Genomic DNA, 19,950 nt, shown 5'->3' on the forward strand with positions numbered 1-19,950 from the left:
TCCGGGCCCACTCCACCGGGCACACCTCGATCACCGGCCGGTCGCAGATCACCATGCCGCCGGAGTGGATGCCCAGGTGCCTCGGGAAGGTCTGCAGCCGGTTGGCGTACTCCACGACCTGCTCCGGGATGCCCTCCACCTCCCCGGCCCACGACTCGCCCCACCGGTCGATCTGCTTGCTCCACGCGTCCTGCTGACCGGGCGAGAACCCGAACGCCCGGGCCAGATCGCGCACCGCCGAGCGGGGCCGGTACGAGATGACGTTGGCCACCTGCGCGGCGTGGTGGCGGCCGTACCTGGCGTAGACGTGCTGGATGGCCTCCTCCCGCCGGCCCGACTCGATGTCCAGGTCGATGTCGGGGTACCCGTCCCGTTCGGGGGCGAGGAATCGCTCGAACAGCAGGCCCCAGCGCACCGCGTCGACGTTGGTGATGCCCAGCGCGTAGCAGACCGCCGAGTTGGCCGCGGAGCCCCGACCCTGGCAGTAGATGTCGTGCTCCCGGCAGAACTCCACGATGTCGTGCACGATCAGGAAGTACCCCGGAAAGCCCAGGGCATCGATCATGTTCAGCTCGTGGTCGATCTGCCGGTACGAGGCCGGGCTACTCTGGCGACCGCCCCACCGCCGGTGGGCGCCCTGCTCGGTCAGCTGGCGTAGCCAGCTCATCTCGGTGTGCCCCTCGGGCACGTCCCAGTCCGGCAGGTTGGGCGCCACCAGCCTCAGGTCGAAGGCCAGCTCGGCGCCGATCGCGGCGGCCTGCGCCACGACGCCCGGGTAGGCCCCGAACCGGGCCGCCATCTCGTCGCCGCCCCGCAGGTGAGCGGCGCCGGCCGCGGGCAGCCACCCATCCATCTCGTCCAGCGATCGACGAGCCCGCACCGCGGCCAGCGCGGTGGCCAGGCGACGTTGGCCCGGGCGGGCATAGTGCACGTTGTTCGTGGCCACGCAGCGCAGCCCGGCCCGCCCGGCCAGGTCGGCGAGCACGTCGTTGCGCTCGTCGTCCTCGGGATGGCCGTGCTGGGTCAGCTCCACCGCTACGCCATCGCGGCCGAACAGCGCCACCAGCCGATCCAGCTCACCGGCGGCGGCCCGCTCCCCCTCGGTGGCGAGCGCGGCCGGGACGTACCCCTTGCGGCAGCCGGTCAGCACCATCGCGTGGTCCCGGAGCGCGGCGGCGACCTCCTCCAGGTCGTACGCGGGCCGGCCCTTCTCCCGCCCGGCAAGCTGGGCCAGCGCGATGGTCCGGGACAGCCGGGCGTACCCCTCTGGCCCGCGCGCCAGCACCAGCAGGTGCCGACCGACCGGGTCGGGTTCGCCGTTCTGTGGCCCGGGCAGGCCCAGCGAGAGTTCCGCGCCGAAGATGGTCGGCAGTTCATGCTCCCGGGCCGCCCCGGAGAACTGGACCACGCCGTAGAAGCCGTCGTGATCGGTGATCGCCAGCCCGGTCAGGCCGAGGCGCGTCGCCTCCTGCACCAGTTCGTGCGGGTGGCTGGCGCCGTCGGAGAAGCTGAAGTTGGTGTGACAGTGCAGCTCCGCGTAGTCCACGGTGGACTGTTCGCGGATCAGGGCGGGCGCCTGGTACGGCTGGCGCTTGCGCGTCCACGCGGGAGAGTCGCCACCGTCCCCGTACTCGATGGTGACCGGGTCGACCACGATGGGCTCCCGGCCGGACAGCCGCCGCTCGAACTCCTTCCACGGCAGGTCGGAACCGCTCCAGCCCTCAGTCATAGATCGCCGCCACCCACCAGCGGCCCGAGGTGAGCACCAGCAGCAGGGCTCGGCCGTCGGCCAGGGACACCTGGAACCGGACCCGCCGGCTCGCCTCCTCCGGCGACCACCAGCGCTCGTCGACCGGCCACGGGCCGGCCCAGCCTGTGATCTCGACCCGCTCGGCCCGCTCGACCCGCTCGATCCCTCGTCCCCGCTCCGCCTCTTGCCGTCGCTCGGCCGCTTGCCGCCGCTCCGCCCCGCCCGGTCGCTCGGCACCGTCGAGTTCGAACCAGGCCAGCGGCCCGGTCACCGCGAGTCGGGCGGTCACCCCGACCGGGGTACCGGCCGGGTCGTACACCCGCGCGGCCAGCGGTTGGGTCAGGACGGTGGCCGGTGACGGCGCCGGCAGCCGGCCGGGCCACGGCGGCTGCGCGGCGCGTGCCCTCTCCCCCGATCGAGCCCCGCCACCAGCACCCGGCCCAGAACCCGATTCCGATCCCGACCCCGGACCGGAGCCCGCCCCCGGACCGGAGCCCGCCCCCGGACCGGAGCCGGCTTCCGGGCCACCCGGGCGGGCGGGTAGCCGCTCGTCCCCCCAGGGCACCAGGTGCACCTGGTCCGCCGGGTCGCGCCCGCCACCGAGGACCGCCGTGAACACCGCATCCGGTCCGAGCATGCCCTGTACCCGGGTGAGCGCCCGGTGCGCCCGCTCGCGCTCCGCACCGGCGTCGCCCCAGAGCCCCAGCTGCAGCCCGGCGTGCGCCATCACACCGTCCGGGATCAGGCGCAGCCGCAGGATGCCCGAGGTCGGCTTGTCCGGGACCCGGCCGGCCCCGGACAGCCAGCCGTCCAGCTGCCAGCGCAGCCGGTCGGCGATGGCCGAGGCGCTCAGCAGCCCGTCATGCCGCCAGGTGCGATGCAGCTCCTGGCCGTGCTCGGTGACGGCCACGATGCCCAGCCGGGTGCAGGCCAGACCGCGCCCGGCGAGCCGCTCGTGCAGCCGTGTGGCCAGTTGCCGGGCGGCGAACGCGGCCGCGTCGACTCGCTCCAACGGCTCGTCGAAGGTCTGCGCCACCTCCAGATCGGGTGGTGGCACCCGGACCGCGAGCGGCCGCTCGTCCAGCCCCGCGGCCATCCGCTGGGCCAGCGCGGCGTCCAGGCCGAACCGTGCCAGCACGTCCGCCGGTGGCAGGGCGGCGAAGGCGCCGAGGGTACCGATGCCCAACCGGCGCAACAGATCCACCAGGGGCGGCCGGTCCACCGCGGAGATGTCGAGATCGGCGAGGAACGCCGCGGTGCGACCGTCCGGGATCAGCCGCCCGGCCCGGGCCGCCAGACCGGCGGCGAAGACCCCGTCGGCGACTCCGACCTGCGCCTCCACCGCGCACGCCTCGGCGATGTGCTCGACGATCCGCTCGGCGGCCCGCTCCTCTGAGCCGAAATACCGGGACGGCCCGCGGGCGGCCAGCGCGCACGCGCCCGGCCGGACCACCTCGACGCCGGGCGCCAACTCCTCGACCGCCGCCACCACCGGCTCGTAGGCGCGGGCGTCCCGGCTCGGATCGTGGTCGAGCACGACCAGCCGCGGGCACCGGCTCTGCGCCTCGCGCTTGCGCAGGCCACGCCGGACCCCCTCAGCCCTGGCCGCCTCCGAGCAGGCGATCACCCGATTGGCGGCCAGGATCGCGACCGGCCCGTGGGCCGACACTCCCTCAACGATCTCGGCGGCGAGCACCGGCCAGTCGGGGCACCAGATCAGCATCGTCCGGCTCATGACGCCCCGTCCCGCCCGCGCGAACCGCCCCACCCGATCTGGCCGCTCAGCCCAATCTGGCCGCGCCGTCGGTCAAGACCGGCCCGCTGGTCAAAACCGCCCGGTCGGTCGGGACCGCGACCGCGCCGGGTCACGACACCGCCTCCAGCATCGGCGGGTCGGTGCGCTCCGCGAGCGAGCCGTGGGCATCGGGGTCGAGACAGGCCACGGCGCCGGTGCGATCGGGCAGCCAGACGGTGGCCCCGCGCGGCCGGGCGGCCGCACCCCGCCCATGGGCGGAGATCGTCAGTTCCCGCCGCTGCAGCCGCCCCCGGCCCTGACCGAGCCCGCGCCAACTCCCGCCGGGCGATTCGAGTACCACGTCGGCGCCGCTCCATCGCGCGTACGGCACGAGCACGCTGCCCCGCTGCCGGGCCCGGGCGGCCAGCCGGCTGGAGACGCTCGCGACGACCGGCCCGGGTGGCGCGGCGACCACGATGTCCACGCCGTCCAGCAGCGCGGCGACCACGCTCGGCCACTCGGGCCCGGGGTGGGGCACCAGCGCCAATCTGTCCAGTGAGATGCCGAGTTCGGCGGCGGCCGCTGGGCCCAGCGTGGGCAGCCCCACCACCGCGCACCAGGAGCCGGACCTGGACGCGGCGGCGAGCAGCGCCAACAGGACCGAGGTCGCGCCGGGATTGACCGCGATCGTGGAGCCACGCCGCAGCCCGCCGGCCGGGAGCAGGTACCGCAGCTCGGGCAGGACCGGCAGCACCCGGTCTCCGGCCGCACCGGTCTCCCCGCCGGGGGCAGAGGCCGGGCGGACCAGTCCGGCCAGCCCGGCCTCGCGGACCAGCGTGGTGAGGCCGGTCCCGGCACCGGAGGCCGGCGAGGTGGCAGCAGCCCTCGCCGGGTCGGTACCCGCTCCCGTATCCCCCGTGGGCACGGGCCCATTCCGTGTCGCATCACCGATGCGACGACGCAGCGCGACGATGCCGGCCACGGTGGTGCGCCCCCTTGTTGTGCAGGCCTTGCTCAGGCCACCAGTTCGTCGAGCAGTGAGGGGTGGGTCAGACCCAACGCCAGCTCGACGACCGAGACGAACGACTCGGCCGCGCGCACCAGGTCGTCGGCCTCACGCGCGCTGACCACCCGGGGAATGCCGGCCTCGGCCGCGGCCCGCTTGCCCGCGCTGGCCGCGAAGTAGGCCGCCCAGTCGCCCAGCTCCGGGGCGACCATGGTGAGCAGCACCCAGACGTTGGTCAGCTTGCCGCGCCGGGCCGGCACCGGCCGGGCTCGGGCGGCGAGCACCGCGGCCGCGGCCCGCAGCGCGGCCAGGTGGGCGGTGGCGTAGCGCAGACCGTCGGGGCGCAGCTCGGCGGCCTCCACCAGCCCACGGCGGGCAAGTGCGAGAAGTTCGGCGGGGGTGCGGTGCGGGAGGGCGTGGGCCGGGATGGCCGGCGCGGGACGGGACGGCCCCACCGCCGGGGCCGTGGCCAGGTGGCCCGTGTCGGCCACGGTGAGCATCGGGGTCGGTCGCATGCTGTCTCTCCTCCAGATCGACGGTTGTCGAAATTCCGCTGCGGAGGAAGGCGCAGCAACTCACCGCCCCCGGCATAGCCGTGGGCTAGCGGACGTCCCGGGTCGCCCGGTCATGCCGCGCGACCCGGAACGTCGATGCCGGCCGGCCGAGGCGCTTCCCCACGCCCCGCCTTCCGGCTTTCGGGTTCTCGTCCACCGCCCGGGGGTCGGGGGCGGCGGACGAGCACCCTGTCGAGACCGGACCCGCGAATGCCCGATCTCCGCGACCGGCCACGGCTGGCCCAGCCATGGCGGCGCCTCGGAAGGCACGCCGCGAATCGCCCCTCCCGATCGATTCGAACAATCGTTCGAACCACTACTAGAGTAAACCCCGGGTACGACAAGACCGCAATCCCGAACCGGACGGCTCAGGGATTTATTCGTGGAAACCGAGTTTCCCCAGCTCAAGAGCATCGCCACCGGGGCCGGTAGGTGCGCCGTCCGGCACGTCGGACCCGCCGGGTGAGCCTCGAACGGGTGAGATCGGGCCACCGGGAGAGATCGAACAGCCGGGCGAGCCGGTCCCGCCGGACGAGGCCGAGCCGCCCGGGGCCGGGTCACCGGGTGAAGCAGGTCCGCCCAGCCGCGGCAGCGGCGAGCGGAGCAGCCACAGCACCGGCAGCAGGCCACCGACGCCGCCGCACCAGAGCGTCGTACGGGGCCCGAGCGCCGTACCCAGCGCACCCCCGATCAGGGCACCCACCGGTACCGTGCCCCACGACAGGACGCGCATGGTGGCGTTCATCCGGCCCAGCAGCGCGTCGGGGCACAGCACTTGGCGGAAGGCCACCGTCACGACATTGAAGATGACCACGCAGAGCGAGCAGACCCCCACGCCGACGCCGAAGAACGCCAGGCGCGCGCCCGGCGCGGTCAGCGGGACCAGCACCATGGAGGCGTTGCCGGTCAGGCCGGCGCCCACGATCGTGCGGGCCTGACCGAAGCGGCGGCACAGCGGACCGGCCGCGAACGCACCGAGCACCGCCCCGACGCTGGCCGCGCTGAACAACAGCCCGACGCCGGCCGCCGACAGGCCCACGGTACGCACCAGGAACACGACCTCGATCGCGTTGTACACCGACAGGACCATGGTGCTGGCGGCGCTGTAGAGCGCGAGCGCCCGCAGCGCCGGGTGCCCGAACACCAGCCGCAGCCCCTGGCCGATCTCGCGCCCCAGGGCCCGGGGCGCCGCCGGGGCCGGCACCGCCGGCTCGCGCCCACGGATCGCCGTGATCCACGCGGCCGACCAGACGAAGCTGACCGCGTCGGCGAGTATCGCCACCGGCGCGGTGAGCGCCTGCACCAGGTACCCGGCGACGCTTGGGCCGACCGAGTAGGCGACGCTGCGGCTCGCCTCCATCCGCCCGTTGCCCTCCACCAGCCGCTGCCGACCGATCAGCGACGGGAGGTAGGACTGGTAGGCGACGTCGAAGACGAGGGTGCCGAGCCCGACCACGAACTGCACGGCGTACAGCTGGGCCAGCCCCAGAACCTGGAGCGCGGCGGCCACCGGCACGCTAGCCAGAGCCACCGCCCGCAGCAGATCGGCGGCGATCAGCACCGGACGGCGCCGCACCCGGTCCACCCAGACACCGGCCAGCAGGCCGAAGATCAGAAATGGGGCGTACCCGAGCGCGGTCAGCGCACTGACCTGGAAGGTGCCGGCGTGCAGGATCAGCACCGCGGTCAGCGGCACCGCCAGCATGCTGACCTGGCTGCCGAACTGGCTGACGGACTCGCCGATCCACAGTCGCCGGAAGTCCGGATACCCCCGGAGCAGCCCGCGAGCCCGCCCGGCGCCAGGGCCGCGAGCAGGCTCAGCATCCGGCCGGGTGGCCGGCTCAGCACCCGGCCGGGTGGCCGGCTCAGCACCCGGCTGGATAGCCGGGGCGGGCGCCGGCTCACGACCCGACCGGGGCACCGCACGGACCGGCTTCCGACGCGACATGGCCGCCTCCCCTTCTTGAGCCGTTGAGACTCAAGGCATGGGGAGAGCCTCGGGGAGCTAGGATCTCCTGTCAACCCCTTGTTTAGCGTGGTCGACTCAATGTGTCGGTTCCACCAACTCGCGGATCCGGCGCACGGCGTCATCGACGGGCCGCCCGCCGGCACCGGTGGCAACCACCGGGCCGAGGTCGTCGATGGCCAGTCTGGCCAGGTCAACTAGGGCGCCCGGATCGGCGTCGAGGGCGACGAGCAGGGTACGGCGGGCGAGCACGACCGCGGGCCGGGCGGCGCCGGGGACCGCCATCCGGCCGAGCCCGTTGACGAGATCCTCGACGGCCGCTCGCAGCCCGGCGGCCCCCTCCCCCGCTGCATTGTCAACGGATCGCTGACGCTGTCGTCGGCGTCGCGCCTCGGTGGCGTCCCGACCGGCGTCCGAGGCCCCCAGCCTGAGCCTGCGCTGCTCGGCCGCCTGCCGGCTGCGCAGCCCCAGCGCCGAGGCGATCTCGGTCCAGCTCGCCCCGGCGCGGCGCGCCGCGTCGATCGTGGCCCGCTCGATCCCGTCCAGGTCCTCGCGCAGGGCCGGGATCAGCCGCAGCGCGTCGACCAGCTCCTCGCCCGCCGGCGGTGCCACGCCCAGCGCGTCGTGCACCGCCCGGTACCGTTCGGCCCAACCCATACCGTCGTCCCCGCCGGTCATCGATGGCATGCGCCCATCATCGACCATCCGGGACGGCTGTCAACGGTCCGTTGACCAGACACGTTACCGGCCGGTGTCGCCGTGGCCGCGGCGGCACGTACCGTGGTATCCACTGCACCGGCCGGACAGAACTCAGCCGACAGCTCGACAGACCCACGATTCGATATCCCCGCAACCCGAGGACGGTGCGATGCATCCCAACGTGGCCGCCGTACAGGAAGCCCTCGACTCTGCCGGCGCGCTCGCCGGCGGCGACGCGCCCAGCCGCGTACGTCTGCTGCCCGACGCGGTGACCACCGCGGTGGCCGCGGCCGCGGCGTTGGGCGTGGAGGTCGGCCAGATCGCCAACTCCCTGATCTTCATGGCCGACGGCGGGCCGCTGCTGGTGCTGACCTCCGGGGCGCACCGGGTGGACACCGCCAAGGTCGCCGCGTTGGTCGGCACGGCCGAACTCAAGCGGGCCACCGCCGACTTCGTGCGCGAGCACACCGGCCAGCCCATCGGCGGCGTCGCGCCGCTCGCCCACCCGAAGCCGCTGCGCACCCTGGTGGACACCTCGCTGGAGCAGTACGACGAGGTCTGGGCCGGCGGCGGGATCGCACACGCGGTGTTCCCGACGACCTACGCGGAGCTGATCCGGATCACCTCAGGCGCGCCCGCCGAGGTGGCGTGACCGCTGAAAGCGGCCCGGTGCCGAACTCGACCACGGGATACGGCGTGTCCCTATACGTGTGGCGGATACCTGCCGTGGCGATCCCGGCGGCGATGTGGCGGATGGCGGTCGACCCCCGGCGGGTACGCCGTGAGGACGGAGTGCGCTTCGTCAAGCTGCTCGGAACGGGGCGGGGCGGCGAGTTCGGCCCGACCCGCGCCGATCCCACCCGTTGGGCGGCGCTGGCCGTGTACGACCAGGCGCGGCCCGGCTTCGCCGGGTGGGATCGGCGGGCGGTGGCCAGCTGCCGGATCGACCTCGCACCGCTGAACGCGCGGGGATCGTGGGCCGGCCGGGAACCGTTCCCGATCACGCCCGCGGGGTCGAGCGGGACGAACCAGCCAGACGGAACAACGGGCGGCAAGGCGGGCGGAACGGACGGTCCGGTACTGGCGCTGACCCGGGCCAGGCTGCGACCGACCCGGGCGGTGACGTTCTGGCGCGCGACAGGTCCCGTTGCCGCCGCCGCGTCCGAAGCGTCCGGTTTACTGGCGGCCTTCGGCATCGGCGAGGCACCGCTGGGCTGGCAGGGCACCGTCACGGTGTGGCGTCGAGCCGCGGATCTTCTGCGGTTCGCGTACCGTCACCCACAGCACCGGCAGGCGATTGAGCGGACCATGACTACCGGCTGGTACGCCGAGGAGCTGTTCGCCCGCTTTGCCGTGCTGGACGTCGTCGGCGATACCGGGGTGATCGGGTGGGGTTCGGAGAGGCACGGAGCGGAAAAACGCAGCACGCGGCGGCCGGTAGACGGCGGGACGATACCGAATCGGCGCCCGCGGTGAGGCTCGTGGCATGGCAGCCGGCCGACCTCACCCGGCGCCTGGACGACGTCATCGAGGTGTACGGCCAGGCCATGGGCTACTCGACCGAGCTGCTGGAGGCTCGTCGCGGGTACGTGGCGGGCCACGCGCACCGGGCCGGCTTCCGCGCCGTGGCCACCCTGGACGACTCGGACCGGTTGCTCGGCTTCGGGTACGGGTACACCTCGGGCTCCGGGCAGTGGTGGCACGACCAGGTACGCGGCGCGCTGCGCCGGGACGCTCGGAAGGCCTGGTTGTCCGACTGTTTCGAGGTGGTCGAGCTGCACGTGCGACCGGACTCGCAGGGCCACCGCCTGGGCGCCGGCCAGCTGCGCGGCCTGCTGGGCATGGCCATCGGGCGCACCACCCTGCTGTCCACGCCGGAGGCGGATGAGCAGCGCTCCCGGGCCTGGCGGCTGTACCGCCGGTTCGGTTTCGTCGACGTGCTACGCCACTTCCATTTCCCCGGTGACGACCGGCCCTTCGCGATCCTCGGCCGCCCCCTGCCGCTGGCGTGACCCGAGGCGCCGACCCGGCAAGCCGAGCCGCCGAACCCAGCCAGGCCGCTCAGGCGGCCTCGGCAAAGCCAGCGAAACCGGCAAAGCCAGCGGGATCGGCCGGGCGGATCAGGTGGGTGCCGCTCGGCGGCCTGGTGCTCATCCAGATCGGGTACCCGCTCACGCACGGCGACGCCCGGGCCGGCCTGGTCGTCACCACCGTCCTGCTCGGTTTCGCCATCTCGGTGGGCCACGCGCTGGCCACCCGGGGAGCCCGGGTCGCGGTCGCCCTGGTCGTGGTCGCCGGCGCCGGCGGCCTGGCGGTGGAGGCGCTCGGCGTGCGCACCGGGTTCCCGTTCGGCCGGTACGCGTACTCGGGCGCGCTCGGGCCGCGACTGTTCGGGGTACCGCTGGTCATCCCGCTGGCCTGGGCCTGGATGGCCTGGCCGGCGTGGCTGGCCGCGGCCCGGCTCACCCGGCCCCGCGCCGGGCGCACCGCCCGCGCCCGGACGGGGCTGGCCGGCGCGGGGCTGGCCGGGACAAGGCTGGGCCGGACCGGGCTGGGCCGGACCGGGCTGGGCCGGGCGGGGCTGGGCCGGGCGGGGCTGGGCAGGGCGGGGCTGGGCCGGGCGGTGGTCCGGATCGCGCTGGCCGGGCTCGGGCTGGCCGCCTGGGACCTGTTCCTCGATCCGCAGATGGTGGCCGCCGGGTACTGGCGCTGGCGGCACCCAACGCCGGGCCTGGCCGGGATCCCGTACACGAACTACCTGGGCTGGCTGGTCGTGGCGGTGCTCATGATGGCCCTGTTCGCGGCCGTCGCGGGGTCGCGGGTGCGGGTCGGGGGCCCTGGCGTGGACGCCCCGATGTCCGCGCTGTACCTGTGGACCTACCTGTCCTCGGTGCTTGCCCACGCGGTCTTCCTGGGCCTGCCAGGCTCGGCCGCGGCCGGGGCGGTCGGCATGGGGCTGGTCGCCGTTCCGCTGGCGGTCGCGCTGTGGTGAGTTCCCCGGTCGGCGTCGCGGCGGCGTATTTCGAGCTCGGTCAGGTGATCGTGTTGGCGCTGCTGACCGGGCACGCTGTGGTCAACGCGGCGCTGCTGCGCCGGCCCGCGCGCCGCCCGGCAACCGTGCACGCCCTGGTCTCGGTGCTGCTGCCGGTGCGCGACGAGGCACATCGGGTGCGGCCCTGCCTCCAGGCGCTGCTGGCGCAGGAGTCGGTGCCGCGCCTGGAGATCCTGGTGCTCGACGACGGCTCCACCGACGGCACCGCCGAGGCGGTCCGCGCCCTGGCCGACGACCGGGTGCGGCTGCTGACCGGCGCCACCCCCCCGCCGGGCTGGCTGGGCAAGCCGTACGCCTGCCATCAGCTGGCCGCCGCGGCGCGCGGCGACGTGCTCGTCTTCGTCGACGCCGACGTGGTTCTCGGCCCGACCGCGGTGGCCGCCGCGGTCGGGCTGCTGGACGGCTTCGATCTGGTCTGCCCGTACCCGCGGATGGTGGCCGCCTCCCCCGGCGAGCGGCTGGTCCAGCCGCTGTTGCAGTGGCTCTGGCTGACCTTCCTGCCGCTGCGGGCCATGGAGCGCTCGGCCCGGCCGTCGCTGGCCGCCGCCGGAGGGCAGTTCCTGGTGGCCCGGCGGGCCGGGTACGAGCGGGCCGGCGGCCACGCGGCGGTGCGCGGCGCGGTGCTCGAGGACGTCGAGCTGGCCCGGGCGGTCAAGCGCTCCGGCGGACGGATAGCGCTCGCCGACGGATCGGAGATCGCCTCCTGCCGGATGTACACCTCCTGGTCGGGCGTCCGGGACGGGTACGCCAAGTCGCTGTGGGCGTCGCTCGGCTCGCCGGCCGGTGCCGCCGCCGTGGTGTCGATGTTCCTGCTGCTGTACGTGGCGCCGGTGGCGCTGATCCCGGTCGCGCCCTGGGCCGGGCTGGCCGGGTACCTGCTCGGCGTGCTCGGCCGGATCGCCACGGCGCGGGCCACCGGCGGCCGGGCGCTGCCCGACGCCCTAGCCCACCCGGCCTCGATCGTGATCTTCGGGTACCTCACCGCGCGCTCGTTCCGGCTACACCGCAAGGGTTCACTGTCCTGGAAGGGGCGGCGGGTGGATACGCTGACGCCTTGAGCCGGATCCTGATCATCGGAGCCGGGGTGGGTGGGCTGACCGCTGCCGCACGGCTGGCCCGGACCGGCCACCGGGTGACCGTCTTCGAGCAGTCCGGCACGGTCGGCGGGAAGCTCGGGCGGTACTCGCGGCGCACGCCCGAGGGGCTGTTCCGGTTCGATACCGGGCCGAGCCTGCTGACCCTTCCGCAGGTGTTCGAGGACATCGACCTGGACCCGGTGCCGCTCGACCCGATCGTGCGCCACGTCTTCCCGGACGGTACCCGGCTGGACTCCTGCGCCGACCCGGACGAGTTCGCGTCGCGGGTGAGCGAGGCGCTCGGCGCCGGGGCGGCGCGGGACTGGCGGCGGCTGTGGCGGCGCGCCGGCCGGGTCTGGCAGGCGTCCTGGCGGCACGTGCTGACCACCACCGTGGACTCGCCGCTGGCGCTGTACCGGCTGGCCTGGCGCGTCCGGGACCTCGCCGCCATAGCGCCGGGCCGCAGCCTGCGCGGGCTGGGCCGCGGATACCTGCGCGATCCCCGGCTGCGGATGCTGCTCGACCGGTACGCCACCTACGCCGGGGCGGACCCCCGCCGGGCACCCGCCGCGCTGGTCGCCATCCCGTACGCGGAGCTGGCCTTCGGCGGCTGGTACCTGCGGGGCGGCCTGGGTACCGTCGCCGACGCGCTGGCCACCCGCTGCCTGGAGCTGGGGGTCGACGTCCACACCGGACGGACGGTGACCCGGATCGACACCGGGGGGCGCCCGGGCGGCCCGGTGCGCGGGGTGACCCTGGCCGGCGGCCATACCGAGCCCGCCGACCTGGTGATCGCCAACGCCGACGCCCGGGCGGTCTACCGCGACCTGCTTCCCCATCCGCGCCGGCTGGCCGGGCTCGGCGAGCCCAGCCTCGCCGGGTTCGTGCTGCTGCTCGGGGTGCGGGGCCGCACCCCGGGTCTGGCGCACCACACCGTGTTCTTCCCGGAGGACTACGACGCCGAGTTCGAGGCGGTGTTCGGTGGCCGGCTGGCCGCCGACCCGACCGTGTTCGTGACGGTGGCGGACGACCCGGCGGTGCGCCCGGACGGGTACGAGTCGTGGTTCGTGCTGGTCAATGCCGCGCCGCAGGGCCCGGTCGACTGGCGGGCCGACGGGGTGGCGGACGGGTACGCGGACCGGATCCTCGCGGTACTGGCCGGGCGCGGCCTCGACGTGCGGGACCGCATCTTGTTCCGGGAGATCCGTACCCCGGCCGACCTGGCCGATTCCACCCTCACCCCGGGCGGCTCCATCTACGGCTCGGCCGCCCACCGGCTGCTGCGCCCGGCTAACCGCGGCCCGGTCCCCGGCCTGTACCTGGTCGGTGGCTCGACGCACCCGGGCGGCGGCCTGCCGATGGTCACGCTGTCCGGCCGGATCGTGGCCGATCGCATCGGACCGGCCCGATGAGCGGCCTCGCCGCCCGGGCGGACCGGCGTCCCCACCGCGACGGCGGCGGCCGTCACGGCGGTTGCCACGACGCCGGTGCCGGCCGCCCCGGGGCCGGTCAGGACTGCGGCGGTTCCCGGTAGCCGCGGGGTGGGCCGGTCAGCGCCGTCTGGACCGCGCCCAGCAACTGGATCAGGCCCACCACGCCGAGCAGGACGAAGACCGCGGCGACGATCGTGGCGGTGCCGGCCGGCAGGTCGATGGCGACCAGCCCGGACACGCCGCTGAGCACGAGCCCGATCACGATCAGGATGAGCCGCGAGGGTCGCTCGCCGAGGGTGACGATGCCGATCTCCGCCATCCCGGCGGCCGTGGCCCGGGCCCGGAGGTACTCGTGCAGCCAGGCCAGTCCGCCAACCAGTACGGCCAGCCAGCCCGGCGCGCCGATCAACCAGAGCGCGGCGACCCAGGCGGCCTCCCCCAGCCGGTCGGCCACCGAGTCGTAGACGTACCCGAGCCGGGTGACCCGGTTGGTGATGACCGCGACGGTGCCGTCCAGGGTGTCCATGATCCCGGAGAGCACCACCAGCCCGGCGGCCACGATCGGCCAGAACCGGTGCTGCGCCGTGACGATCACGACCAGCGCGTTGCAGACCAGTCCGGCGGTGGTGAGCAGGGACGGCTTCACCTTGATCCGGGCTAGCAGCCGCCCGATCCGGTACGACATCCGCAGCCAGTGCTCGACCGACGCCGAGCCGCTGCGAGGGTCCACACCTCCGTGCAGACCCGCCCAGCGGGTGGCGTACTGATCCCAGGTGCGCAGTCCATCCACGCTCAGATGCGCGCTCCCATGGGCAGGTTCTGCCAGACCTCGCGGGTCGCGGTCGAACGGTTGAGCGTGATGAAGTGGATGCCCGGCACGCCCTCCGCCAGCAGCCGCTCGCACAGCAGGCTGGCCTGCTGGATGCCCAGCCGGCGGACCGCGACCGGGTCGTCGGCGATCCGCTCGAACTGCGCCAACAGCGCCGCCGGGAACGGCGCGCCGGACAGCACGGCCGCCCGCTCGATGGTCCGCATACTGGTCACCGGCATGATGCCGGCCAGGATCGGGGTGTCGCAGCCGGCCGCGGCCACCCGGTCGCGCAGCCGCAGATAGTCGTCGCCGTCGAAGAACATCTGGGTGATGGCGAAGTCCGCGCCGGCCCGGCACTTGCGCACGAAGAACTCGACGTCTTCCTCGACGGTGGTCGAGCGGGGGTGCTTGAACGGGAAGGCGGCGACTCCCACGCAGAAGTCGCCGGATTCCTTGACGAGCCGGACCAGGTCCTCGGCGTAGGTCAGGCCCTCCGGGTGGCGCACCCACTCGCCCTGCGGGTTGCCCGGTGGGTCGCCGCGCACGGCCAGCACGTTGCGGATGCCGGCTCCGGCGAACCGGCCGATCACGTTGCGCAGCTCCGCGACCGAGTGGTTGACGGCGGTCAGGTGGGCCATCGGCAGCAGCGTGGTCTCGTTGGCGACCCGTTCGGTGGCCGCGACCGTGTTGTCCCGGGTCGACCCGCCGGCACCATAGGTGATCGAGACGAACGACGGGTGCAGCGGCTCCAGCTCGCGGATCGCCTGCCAGAGCTGCCGCTCCTGCTGGTCGTCGCGGGGCGGGAAGAACTCGAAGGAGAACGTCGGCCCATGTCCACCGATCAATTCGCCGACGGACGCGGGCCCGCCAGGCATGACGGACGGAAGACCAAGGGCCACCCCCCGACTTTACCGGGGTGCGGGGCCGAGTTCGCCGGTCATCTCATCCCATGGCCAGGCCCGACCCCACCCGTCGATCACTGGGAGACCATCGACAGTCACCGAACGTAATATTCGACCGCCCCGCCAGGTACGACAAAGGTGGCAAGTCCGGCGCCATGGTCGGCGACGAACGCCTCACCCAGGCCATGCCGGATAATGGTCGGTCTACCGACCGGCTACGGTCAGTACGTGAACCCAGCCCCGGTCGACCGTGCCGATCTCCGGCCACGCGTGGAGCGGTCGCTGAACTCCTTCCTGGCGCGCCAGCGCGAGCGGCTGATCGGCATCGACCCCGCGCTCGGGCCGGTCGCCGACGCGATCGAGGACTTCGTACAGGGCGGCGGAAAGCGGCTGCGCCCCGCGTTTGCCTACTGGGGCTACCGGGGCGCCGGTGGCGAGGACCACGACGAACTCGTGGCGGCCCTCGCCGCGCTGGAGTTCGTGCAGGCCAGCGCCCTGATCCACGACGACGTCATGGACGGGTCGGACACCCGCCGGGGCAAGCCCTCGGCGCACCGCCGGTTCGCCATCGAGCACCGACGCAACGGCTGGGCCGGTGATCCACAGGCGTACGGACGGGCCACCGCCATCCTGCTCGGGGACATCTGCCTGGCCTGGTCGGACGAGCTGCTGCACGGCTGCGGGCTGGACCCGGTCACGCTGGCCCGGGCCCGACCGATCTTCGACGAGATGCGCACCGAGGTCAGTGCCGGCCAGTACCTCGACGTGCTCGCCCAGGTGACCGGCGACACCTCGGTCGAGCGGGCCGGCACCATCGCCCGGTACAAGTCGGCCAAGTACACGGTCGAGCGACCGCTGCTGTTCGGCGCGGCGCTGGCGGGCGCCTCGGCGCCGGTACGGGCCGCGTTCTCGCGGTACGGGCTGCCGCTGGGCGAGGCGTTCCAGCTGCGCGATGACGTCCTCGGCGTGTACGGCGACCCGACCCGCACCGGCAAGCCGGCCGGCGACGACCTGCGCGAGGGCAAGCGGACCTACCTGGTGGCGGTCGCGCTCGAGGCCGCCGACCCGACCGGGCGCGAGCAGCTGCGGGCCGGCCTGGGCAACCCGGACCTGGACGAGGCGGGCGTGGCCCGGCTGCGCCAGATCATCGAGCAGACCGGGGCGCTGTCGCGCACCGAACGGCGGATCGACGAGCTGACCGGCCAGGCGCTGGCGGCGCTTTCCGGGGTGTGGCTCGACGGCGAGGCCGACAAGGTGCTCCACGAGCTGGCCGAGGCGGCGACCAGGCGCCTCGACTGAGCGCGCCCGCCACGCTTAGCGCGGGCCTACCGCCGCCGGCCGGCCGGCACGGGCTGGCCGGCCCGGGCTGGCCGGGGCCCGGCTCAGCCCGGCGCGCCGTCGAGCACCGGGATCGGGGCGCCGGAGACCGGGGAGCGCACCGGGCCGAGGCCGCGCAGCAGCAGGTACAGCGGGGCCATGTTGGTGCCGGTCCGGCTCGCGATCGCCGCCTGGAACACCTCGTACGCCCGCTGCCACGCCCTCGCGTCGGCGTGGGCCAGCACGCCGTACCGGTCCCAGATCAGCACGTGCCCCCGCGCCCGCAGCCAGGTGAGATCAGACAGGCAATCGGCCAAAGTGTCCCAATTATGGCCGAACCAGGCGGGGAACGCGAGGGTCCGGGCGCACTCCTCGTGTGACCGGTTCGCATCGGTGATCCGGCGCCCGTTGAGTGGGTACGCCGCCCAGCCGAGCGCGGTCAACTCCCGGCGTACCGCTCCGTGGTGCGCCCGGGAGCGCCACAGGTAGACCCCCGGCGGCTGGGCTGCCCCGACCACCGCGCCGAGCCGGCCGTTCATCGCCGCACCTGGCCCAGCGTGCCGGTTGGTAGCGTTGCGGTGACGGTCGTCCGAGGGGAGTCATCAGTGGTTGACCGGCCCTCGCGCCGCGACCGGCGGCCGCCGGACCACACCCGGACCGCGGGCGGCGCCGCGCGCACCGTCCCCGACGCGACCGGCGACCCCCGTCCCGGCGACGCTGCGACCTCGGCCGGCGACGACGGCAGACTCCATCCCGGCACGTCCAGGACACCCCCCTCGAATCAACCGGTATCGGCCCCCCAGCCCCCGGTGTCCCGTGCTTCCGCGAAGTCTGCGCGACCCGGCCCGTGGAGGCAAGCCGCCGGGCGGGCGAAGGTCGCCGTCACCGGCGCCACCGGCCTCGGCGCCGTGGGCCTGGTCGGTGCGGGTGGCCTGGCGGCGGCCAGCTACCTGGCAAACGGCGCCCACCCGCGCGGCGCCGCGCCCGTCGCGGTGTGGCTGGTCGGCACGGTGCTGCTGGCCGGCGCCTGGCTCGGGCTCGGGCGCAGGCTGGACCGGGTGCCGCCGGGCCGGCTGCTGCTCATCGGGCTGCTGTGGGCGGCGGTGCTGCTGGCCAGCGCGCCGCTGGGCAGCCGGGACGGCTATGCGTACGCCTGCCAGGGCACGCTGGTCACGCACGGGGTCGACCCGTACACCAGTGGGATCGCCGCGCTGCCCTGCCCGTGGCTGACCTCGGTGCCCGCGTTGTGGTGGACGACTCCTACGCCGTACGGGCCGCTGTGGCTGATGCTCTCCGGCGCCGCGGCGGCCGGGTCGGGCGGGCACCTGGCCGTGGCGATCGCGCTGCTGCGGGTGATCGCCGTCGCCGGCGTGGCGCTGATCGGCTGGGCCGGCCTCCGGCTGGCCCGGACGCTGGGCGTGGACCCGGCCCGGGCGGCGTGGCTCGGCGCGCTGAGCCCGGTGGTGCTGGTGCACGCGGTGTCCGGCGTACACAACGACGCCCTGCTGGCCGGGCTCGTGGTGACCGGCCTGGCGGTGGCGGCCCGGCCGGCCGTCGCCCGCCCGGCGGCACCCCGCCCGCCCGCGCTCGCGGCGGCCGCCTCCGGCCCGGCTGCCTCCGGTCCCGCTGTCCCGGGTCCGGCGGCCTCCGGTCCGACGGCCCCCGAGACGGCCTCGCTGGCGTCCGATCCGCCCGGCATCGACCCACTCGGAATCGACTCACTCGGGACCGGTCCGCCCGGGATCGCGGCGTGGTGGGCCTCGCCGCTGGCCCGGGCGGCCCTGGCCGGGGCGCTGATCGGGCTGGCCGTCGGCGTCAAGGCGACCGCGCTGGTGGCGCTGCCGTTCGTGGCCCTGCTGGCCGCCGGCGACCGGCGCTGGTGGCAGATCATCCGGGCCGGCGCGGTAGCCTGCCTCGGGCTGGCCGCCGGGTACGCGGTGTTCGCCGTGCCCAGCGGGTACGGGGTGGGCTGGCTGCCCGCCCTGCGCGGCACCGCCCAGTTGATCCAGTGGACCTCGCTGCCCACCGGGATCGGCATGGCCGCCGGCTACCTGGTGCGCGGGCTGGGCCGGCCCGACCTTGCCACGCCGGCCCTGGACGTAGCCCGGGCGGTCGGCCTGGTGATCCTCACCGTGACCCTGGTGGGTCTGTGGCTGCGCGCGCGCCGGCTGGCGGAGCGGCCCCAGCCGGTGGTCGCCGCCGCCGGGGTGGCCCTGGCCGCGACCGTGCTGCTGGCTCCGGTGGCCTTCCCCTGGTACCTGCTGGCCCCGCTGGCCGTGCTGGCGTTCTCGGTGTCCGGCGAGCGAGCCCGGCACCGGCTCGCCCTGGGCGTGGCCGGGTTGGCGCTGCTGGTGCTGCCGGACGGCACCGGCGTGGCCGCGCTGACCAAGCTGCCCGGCGCCCTGCTGGACACCGCCCTGGTGATCACGATTCTGGTGGTGCTGATCCGGCGGCGCCGCGCCGGCCGAGCCACACCCACAGCGACAGGGTGCTGAGCACCAGTGCGAAGCCGAAGGCGAGATCCTCCACAGGCGCGTACCCGAACCGCCAGCCGATGATCGCGTGCGGGTTGTACCGCACGATCCGTCGCCCGGTGAGCAGCCCGTTGACGATCAGTTGCCCGGCCAGCACGATCGGGTACGTGATCCAGAACGTCCGGGACGCGACCAGCCGGGTACCCAGCACCACCAGGTCCAGCAGCAGGGCACCGGCCAGCCCGACCGCCGCCGCCTCCGTGTAGGTCACGCCGCCTCCTGGTCACGGCGCGAGCGCCGGCGCCGGAGACTGACCCGTACCGCCTCGTAACCGAGCACCGAACAGATCGGTACCACGACGAAGAACAGCAGCTCCTCCAGCGGCAGCCGGCCGGGCAGCCGGACCCCGGTGATCTGGCCCGGGTCGTAGCTCCAGTGACGCGCGGCGATGGCCGCGACGTCCCAGCCGCCGAAGACCAGCACGATCGGCACCACGGTCAGCAGCAGCCGGCGCCACTGGCGCAGCACCCCCACGCGCAGCACCGGCTCCAGCCAGAGGGCACCGGCCAGGCAGCCGGCCAGCACCGCCAGGTAGATCAGGTGACGCATCGCGGTGCGGGTCGGCGGCCGCCGGTGGCGCTCATCCGCCGCGTCAGAAGCCGAGCGCCTGGGCCCGGCGCTTGACCTCGGTGGCCCGGTCGCCCGCCAGCGCGGCGGCGGGCGTGCCAGGCAGCGACTCGTCGGCGGTGTACAGCCACCGCAGCGCCTCTTCGTCGTTGTACCCAGCGTCGCGCAGCAGCGTCAGAACTCCCGGGAGGTGCTTACGGACGGCAGGCGTGGAGACCAGTTCGGCGGGCACCCGCAAGACACCGTCGCGGCGCACCGCGAGCAGGCTGCGGTCCCGGATGAGCTGGTGCACCCGGGTCACCGGGATCTCCAGCCGCTCGGCGAGGTCGGGCAGGTTTACCCACTCGGCCGGCTCGACGGCCTGGTCGGAAGCGGATACGGGATCGGTCACCTCACCACCTTGCCACGACCGACCCGGCCGGGGTCCGCCCGCCCCACGGGATGACCGGCACCCCGGGGAGGAAGTGACCGTGAGTCGCTGGCGGTCCTGGCCGGCCCACCCACCGCGACACCCGGCAACCGCGCGCCGCCGGCGCACTCCGTTCGTA

20 protein-coding genes are annotated in these 19,950 nt (G+C 74.6%); 8 read left to right on the top strand and 12 right to left on the bottom strand.

Annotated elements, in window-relative coordinates:
* The 6 genes from ABEA87_RS12135 to ABEA87_RS12160 all read right to left on the bottom strand — a co-directional run.
* Window positions 1-1,729: PHP domain-containing protein (locus ABEA87_RS12135; protein ID WP_345628953.1), on the bottom strand; the 1,729-nt coding region annotated here is incomplete at its 3' end.
* The gene (locus tag ABEA87_RS12140; protein WP_345628955.1) at window positions 1,722-3,485 is read right to left on the bottom strand and encodes a DNA polymerase Y family protein; all 1,764 of its coding nucleotides are present in this window, start codon (window positions 3,483-3,485) and stop codon (window positions 1,722-1,724) included. The genes ABEA87_RS12135 and ABEA87_RS12140, both read right to left, overlap by 8 nt.
* A gap of 130 nt (window positions 3,486-3,615) precedes the next feature.
* On the bottom strand, window positions 3,616-4,320 hold the full coding sequence (locus tag ABEA87_RS12145) for a hypothetical protein (protein WP_345629552.1): 705 nt from the start codon (window positions 4,318-4,320) through the stop codon (window positions 3,616-3,618).
* Between the two features lie 179 nt (window positions 4,321-4,499).
* Complete coding sequence (locus ABEA87_RS12150) at window positions 4,500-4,991, bottom strand: SAV_6107 family HEPN domain-containing protein (RefSeq protein WP_345629554.1); 492 nt, start codon at window positions 4,989-4,991, stop codon at window positions 4,500-4,502.
* A 430-nt stretch (window positions 4,992-5,421) separates the two neighbouring features.
* Window positions 5,422-6,993 (bottom strand): MFS transporter, encoded by a 1,572-nt coding sequence (locus tag ABEA87_RS12155; protein WP_345628958.1) that lies wholly within the window; start codon window positions 6,991-6,993, stop codon window positions 5,422-5,424.
* 96 nt (window positions 6,994-7,089) lie between these two features.
* Window positions 7,090-7,698 (bottom strand): hypothetical protein, encoded by a 609-nt coding sequence (locus ABEA87_RS12160; RefSeq protein ID WP_345628960.1) that lies wholly within the window; start codon window positions 7,696-7,698, stop codon window positions 7,090-7,092.
* A 181-nt stretch (window positions 7,699-7,879) separates the two neighbouring features.
* Here ABEA87_RS12160 and ABEA87_RS12165 point away from each other — a divergent pair, with 181 nt between their 5' ends.
* The 6 genes from ABEA87_RS12165 to ABEA87_RS12190 all read left to right on the top strand — a co-directional run bounded on the left by ABEA87_RS12165 (window position 7,880) and on the right by ABEA87_RS12190 (window position 13,250).
* The gene (locus ABEA87_RS12165) at window positions 7,880-8,362 is read left to right on the top strand and encodes a YbaK/EbsC family protein (RefSeq protein WP_345628962.1); all 483 of its coding nucleotides are present in this window, start codon (window positions 7,880-7,882) and stop codon (window positions 8,360-8,362) included.
* Between the two features lie 92 nt (window positions 8,363-8,454).
* On the top strand, window positions 8,455-9,186 hold the full coding sequence (locus ABEA87_RS12170) for a monooxygenase (RefSeq protein WP_345629556.1): 732 nt from the start codon (window positions 8,455-8,457) through the stop codon (window positions 9,184-9,186).
* Window positions 9,183-9,722: an N-acetyltransferase gene (locus ABEA87_RS12175; protein ID WP_345628964.1), complete on the top strand. Its 540-nt coding sequence runs from the start codon at window positions 9,183-9,185 to the stop codon at window positions 9,720-9,722. The genes ABEA87_RS12170 and ABEA87_RS12175 overlap by 4 nt, the downstream gene beginning before the upstream one ends.
* A 107-nt stretch (window positions 9,723-9,829) precedes the next feature.
* Window positions 9,830-10,702 carry a carotenoid biosynthesis protein gene (locus ABEA87_RS12180; RefSeq protein WP_345629558.1) on the top strand — a complete coding sequence of 291 codons (873 nt, stop codon included), beginning with the start codon at window positions 9,830-9,832 and terminating at the stop codon, window positions 10,700-10,702.
* Complete coding sequence (locus ABEA87_RS12185; protein WP_345628966.1) at window positions 10,699-11,820, top strand: glycosyltransferase family 2 protein; 1,122 nt, start codon at window positions 10,699-10,701, stop codon at window positions 11,818-11,820. The genes ABEA87_RS12180 and ABEA87_RS12185 overlap by 4 nt, the downstream gene beginning before the upstream one ends.
* Window positions 11,817-13,250 (top strand): phytoene desaturase family protein, encoded by a 1,434-nt coding sequence (locus tag ABEA87_RS12190; RefSeq protein WP_345628968.1) that lies wholly within the window; start codon window positions 11,817-11,819, stop codon window positions 13,248-13,250. The genes ABEA87_RS12185 and ABEA87_RS12190 overlap by 4 nt, the downstream gene beginning before the upstream one ends.
* Window positions 13,251-13,347: 97 nt before the next feature.
* On the opposite strand, the gene ABEA87_RS12195 is transcribed toward ABEA87_RS12190, so the two are convergent.
* Both ABEA87_RS12195 and metF read right to left on the bottom strand, forming a co-directional pair.
* The gene (locus ABEA87_RS12195) at window positions 13,348-14,061 is read right to left on the bottom strand and encodes a CDP-alcohol phosphatidyltransferase family protein (RefSeq protein WP_345628969.1); all 714 of its coding nucleotides are present in this window, start codon (window positions 14,059-14,061) and stop codon (window positions 13,348-13,350) included.
* A 2-nt stretch (window positions 14,062-14,063) separates the two neighbouring features.
* Window positions 14,064-14,981 carry a methylenetetrahydrofolate reductase [NAD(P)H] gene (gene metF / locus ABEA87_RS12200; RefSeq protein WP_345628971.1) on the bottom strand — a complete coding sequence of 306 codons (918 nt, stop codon included), beginning with the start codon at window positions 14,979-14,981 and terminating at the stop codon, window positions 14,064-14,066.
* A 231-nt stretch (window positions 14,982-15,212) separates the two neighbouring features.
* On the opposite strand from metF, the gene ABEA87_RS12205 reads away from it, so the two are divergent.
* Complete coding sequence (locus tag ABEA87_RS12205; protein ID WP_345628972.1) at window positions 15,213-16,283, top strand: polyprenyl synthetase family protein; 1,071 nt, start codon at window positions 15,213-15,215, stop codon at window positions 16,281-16,283.
* 83 nt (window positions 16,284-16,366) lie between these two features.
* On the opposite strand, the gene ABEA87_RS12210 is transcribed toward ABEA87_RS12205, so the two are convergent.
* The gene (locus ABEA87_RS12210) at window positions 16,367-16,840 is read right to left on the bottom strand and encodes a barstar family protein (RefSeq protein ID WP_345628974.1); all 474 of its coding nucleotides are present in this window, start codon (window positions 16,838-16,840) and stop codon (window positions 16,367-16,369) included.
* A gap of 270 nt (window positions 16,841-17,110) precedes the next feature.
* Between ABEA87_RS12210 and mptB the strand changes: the two genes are divergently transcribed.
* Window positions 17,111-18,796 (top strand): polyprenol phosphomannose-dependent alpha 1,6 mannosyltransferase MptB, encoded by a 1,686-nt coding sequence (gene mptB / locus ABEA87_RS12215; RefSeq protein WP_345628976.1) that lies wholly within the window; start codon window positions 17,111-17,113, stop codon window positions 18,794-18,796.
* Here the strand turns inward: mptB and ABEA87_RS12220 are convergent.
* The 3 genes from ABEA87_RS12220 to ABEA87_RS12230 are packed head-to-tail and all read right to left on the bottom strand — an operon-like array spanning window position 18,726 to window position 19,793.
* The gene (locus ABEA87_RS12220; RefSeq protein WP_345628977.1) at window positions 18,726-19,046 is read right to left on the bottom strand and encodes a lycopene cyclase domain-containing protein; all 321 of its coding nucleotides are present in this window, start codon (window positions 19,044-19,046) and stop codon (window positions 18,726-18,728) included. The genes mptB and ABEA87_RS12220 overlap by 71 nt on opposite strands.
* Complete coding sequence (locus tag ABEA87_RS12225) at window positions 19,043-19,384, bottom strand: lycopene cyclase domain-containing protein (protein ID WP_345628979.1); 342 nt, start codon at window positions 19,382-19,384, stop codon at window positions 19,043-19,045. Before ABEA87_RS12225 ends, ABEA87_RS12220 begins: the two co-directional genes overlap by 4 nt.
* A 43-nt stretch (window positions 19,385-19,427) precedes the next feature.
* On the bottom strand, window positions 19,428-19,793 hold the full coding sequence (locus tag ABEA87_RS12230) for an Rv2175c family DNA-binding protein (protein ID WP_345628981.1): 366 nt from the start codon (window positions 19,791-19,793) through the stop codon (window positions 19,428-19,430).
* Between the last annotated feature and the right edge of the window lie 157 nt (window positions 19,794-19,950).

The organism is Rugosimonospora acidiphila (assembly GCF_039543385.1).
Taxonomy (GTDB): Bacteria; Actinomycetota; Actinomycetes; order Mycobacteriales; family Micromonosporaceae; genus Rugosimonospora; species Rugosimonospora acidiphila.

What these genes read in the sequence shown, in the direction of transcription:
- ABEA87_RS12140 (WP_345628955.1), bottom strand. Translation starts at nt 3,485, where the DNA reads ATGAGCCGGACGATGCTGATCTGGTGCCCCGACTGGCCGGTGCTCGCC.
- ABEA87_RS12150 (WP_345629554.1), bottom strand. Translation starts at nt 4,991, where the DNA reads ATGCTCACCGTGGCCGACACGGGCCACCTGGCCACGGCCCCGGCGGTG.
- ABEA87_RS12155 (WP_345628958.1), bottom strand. Translation starts at nt 6,993, where the DNA reads ATGTCGCGTCGGAAGCCGGTCCGTGCGGTGCCCCGGTCGGGTCGTGAG.
- ABEA87_RS12160 (WP_345628960.1), bottom strand. Translation starts at nt 7,698, where the DNA reads ATGCCATCGATGACCGGCGGGGACGACGGTATGGGTTGGGCCGAACGG.
- ABEA87_RS12165 (WP_345628962.1), top strand. Translation starts at nt 7,880, where the DNA reads ATGCATCCCAACGTGGCCGCCGTACAGGAAGCCCTCGACTCTGCCGGC.
- ABEA87_RS12170 (WP_345629556.1), top strand. Translation starts at nt 8,455, where the DNA reads ATGTGGCGGATGGCGGTCGACCCCCGGCGGGTACGCCGTGAGGACGGA.
- ABEA87_RS12210 (WP_345628974.1), bottom strand. Translation starts at nt 16,840, where the DNA reads ATGAACGGCCGGCTCGGCGCGGTGGTCGGGGCAGCCCAGCCGCCGGGG.
- ABEA87_RS12225 (WP_345628979.1), bottom strand. Translation starts at nt 19,384, where the DNA reads ATGCGTCACCTGATCTACCTGGCGGTGCTGGCCGGCTGCCTGGCCGGT.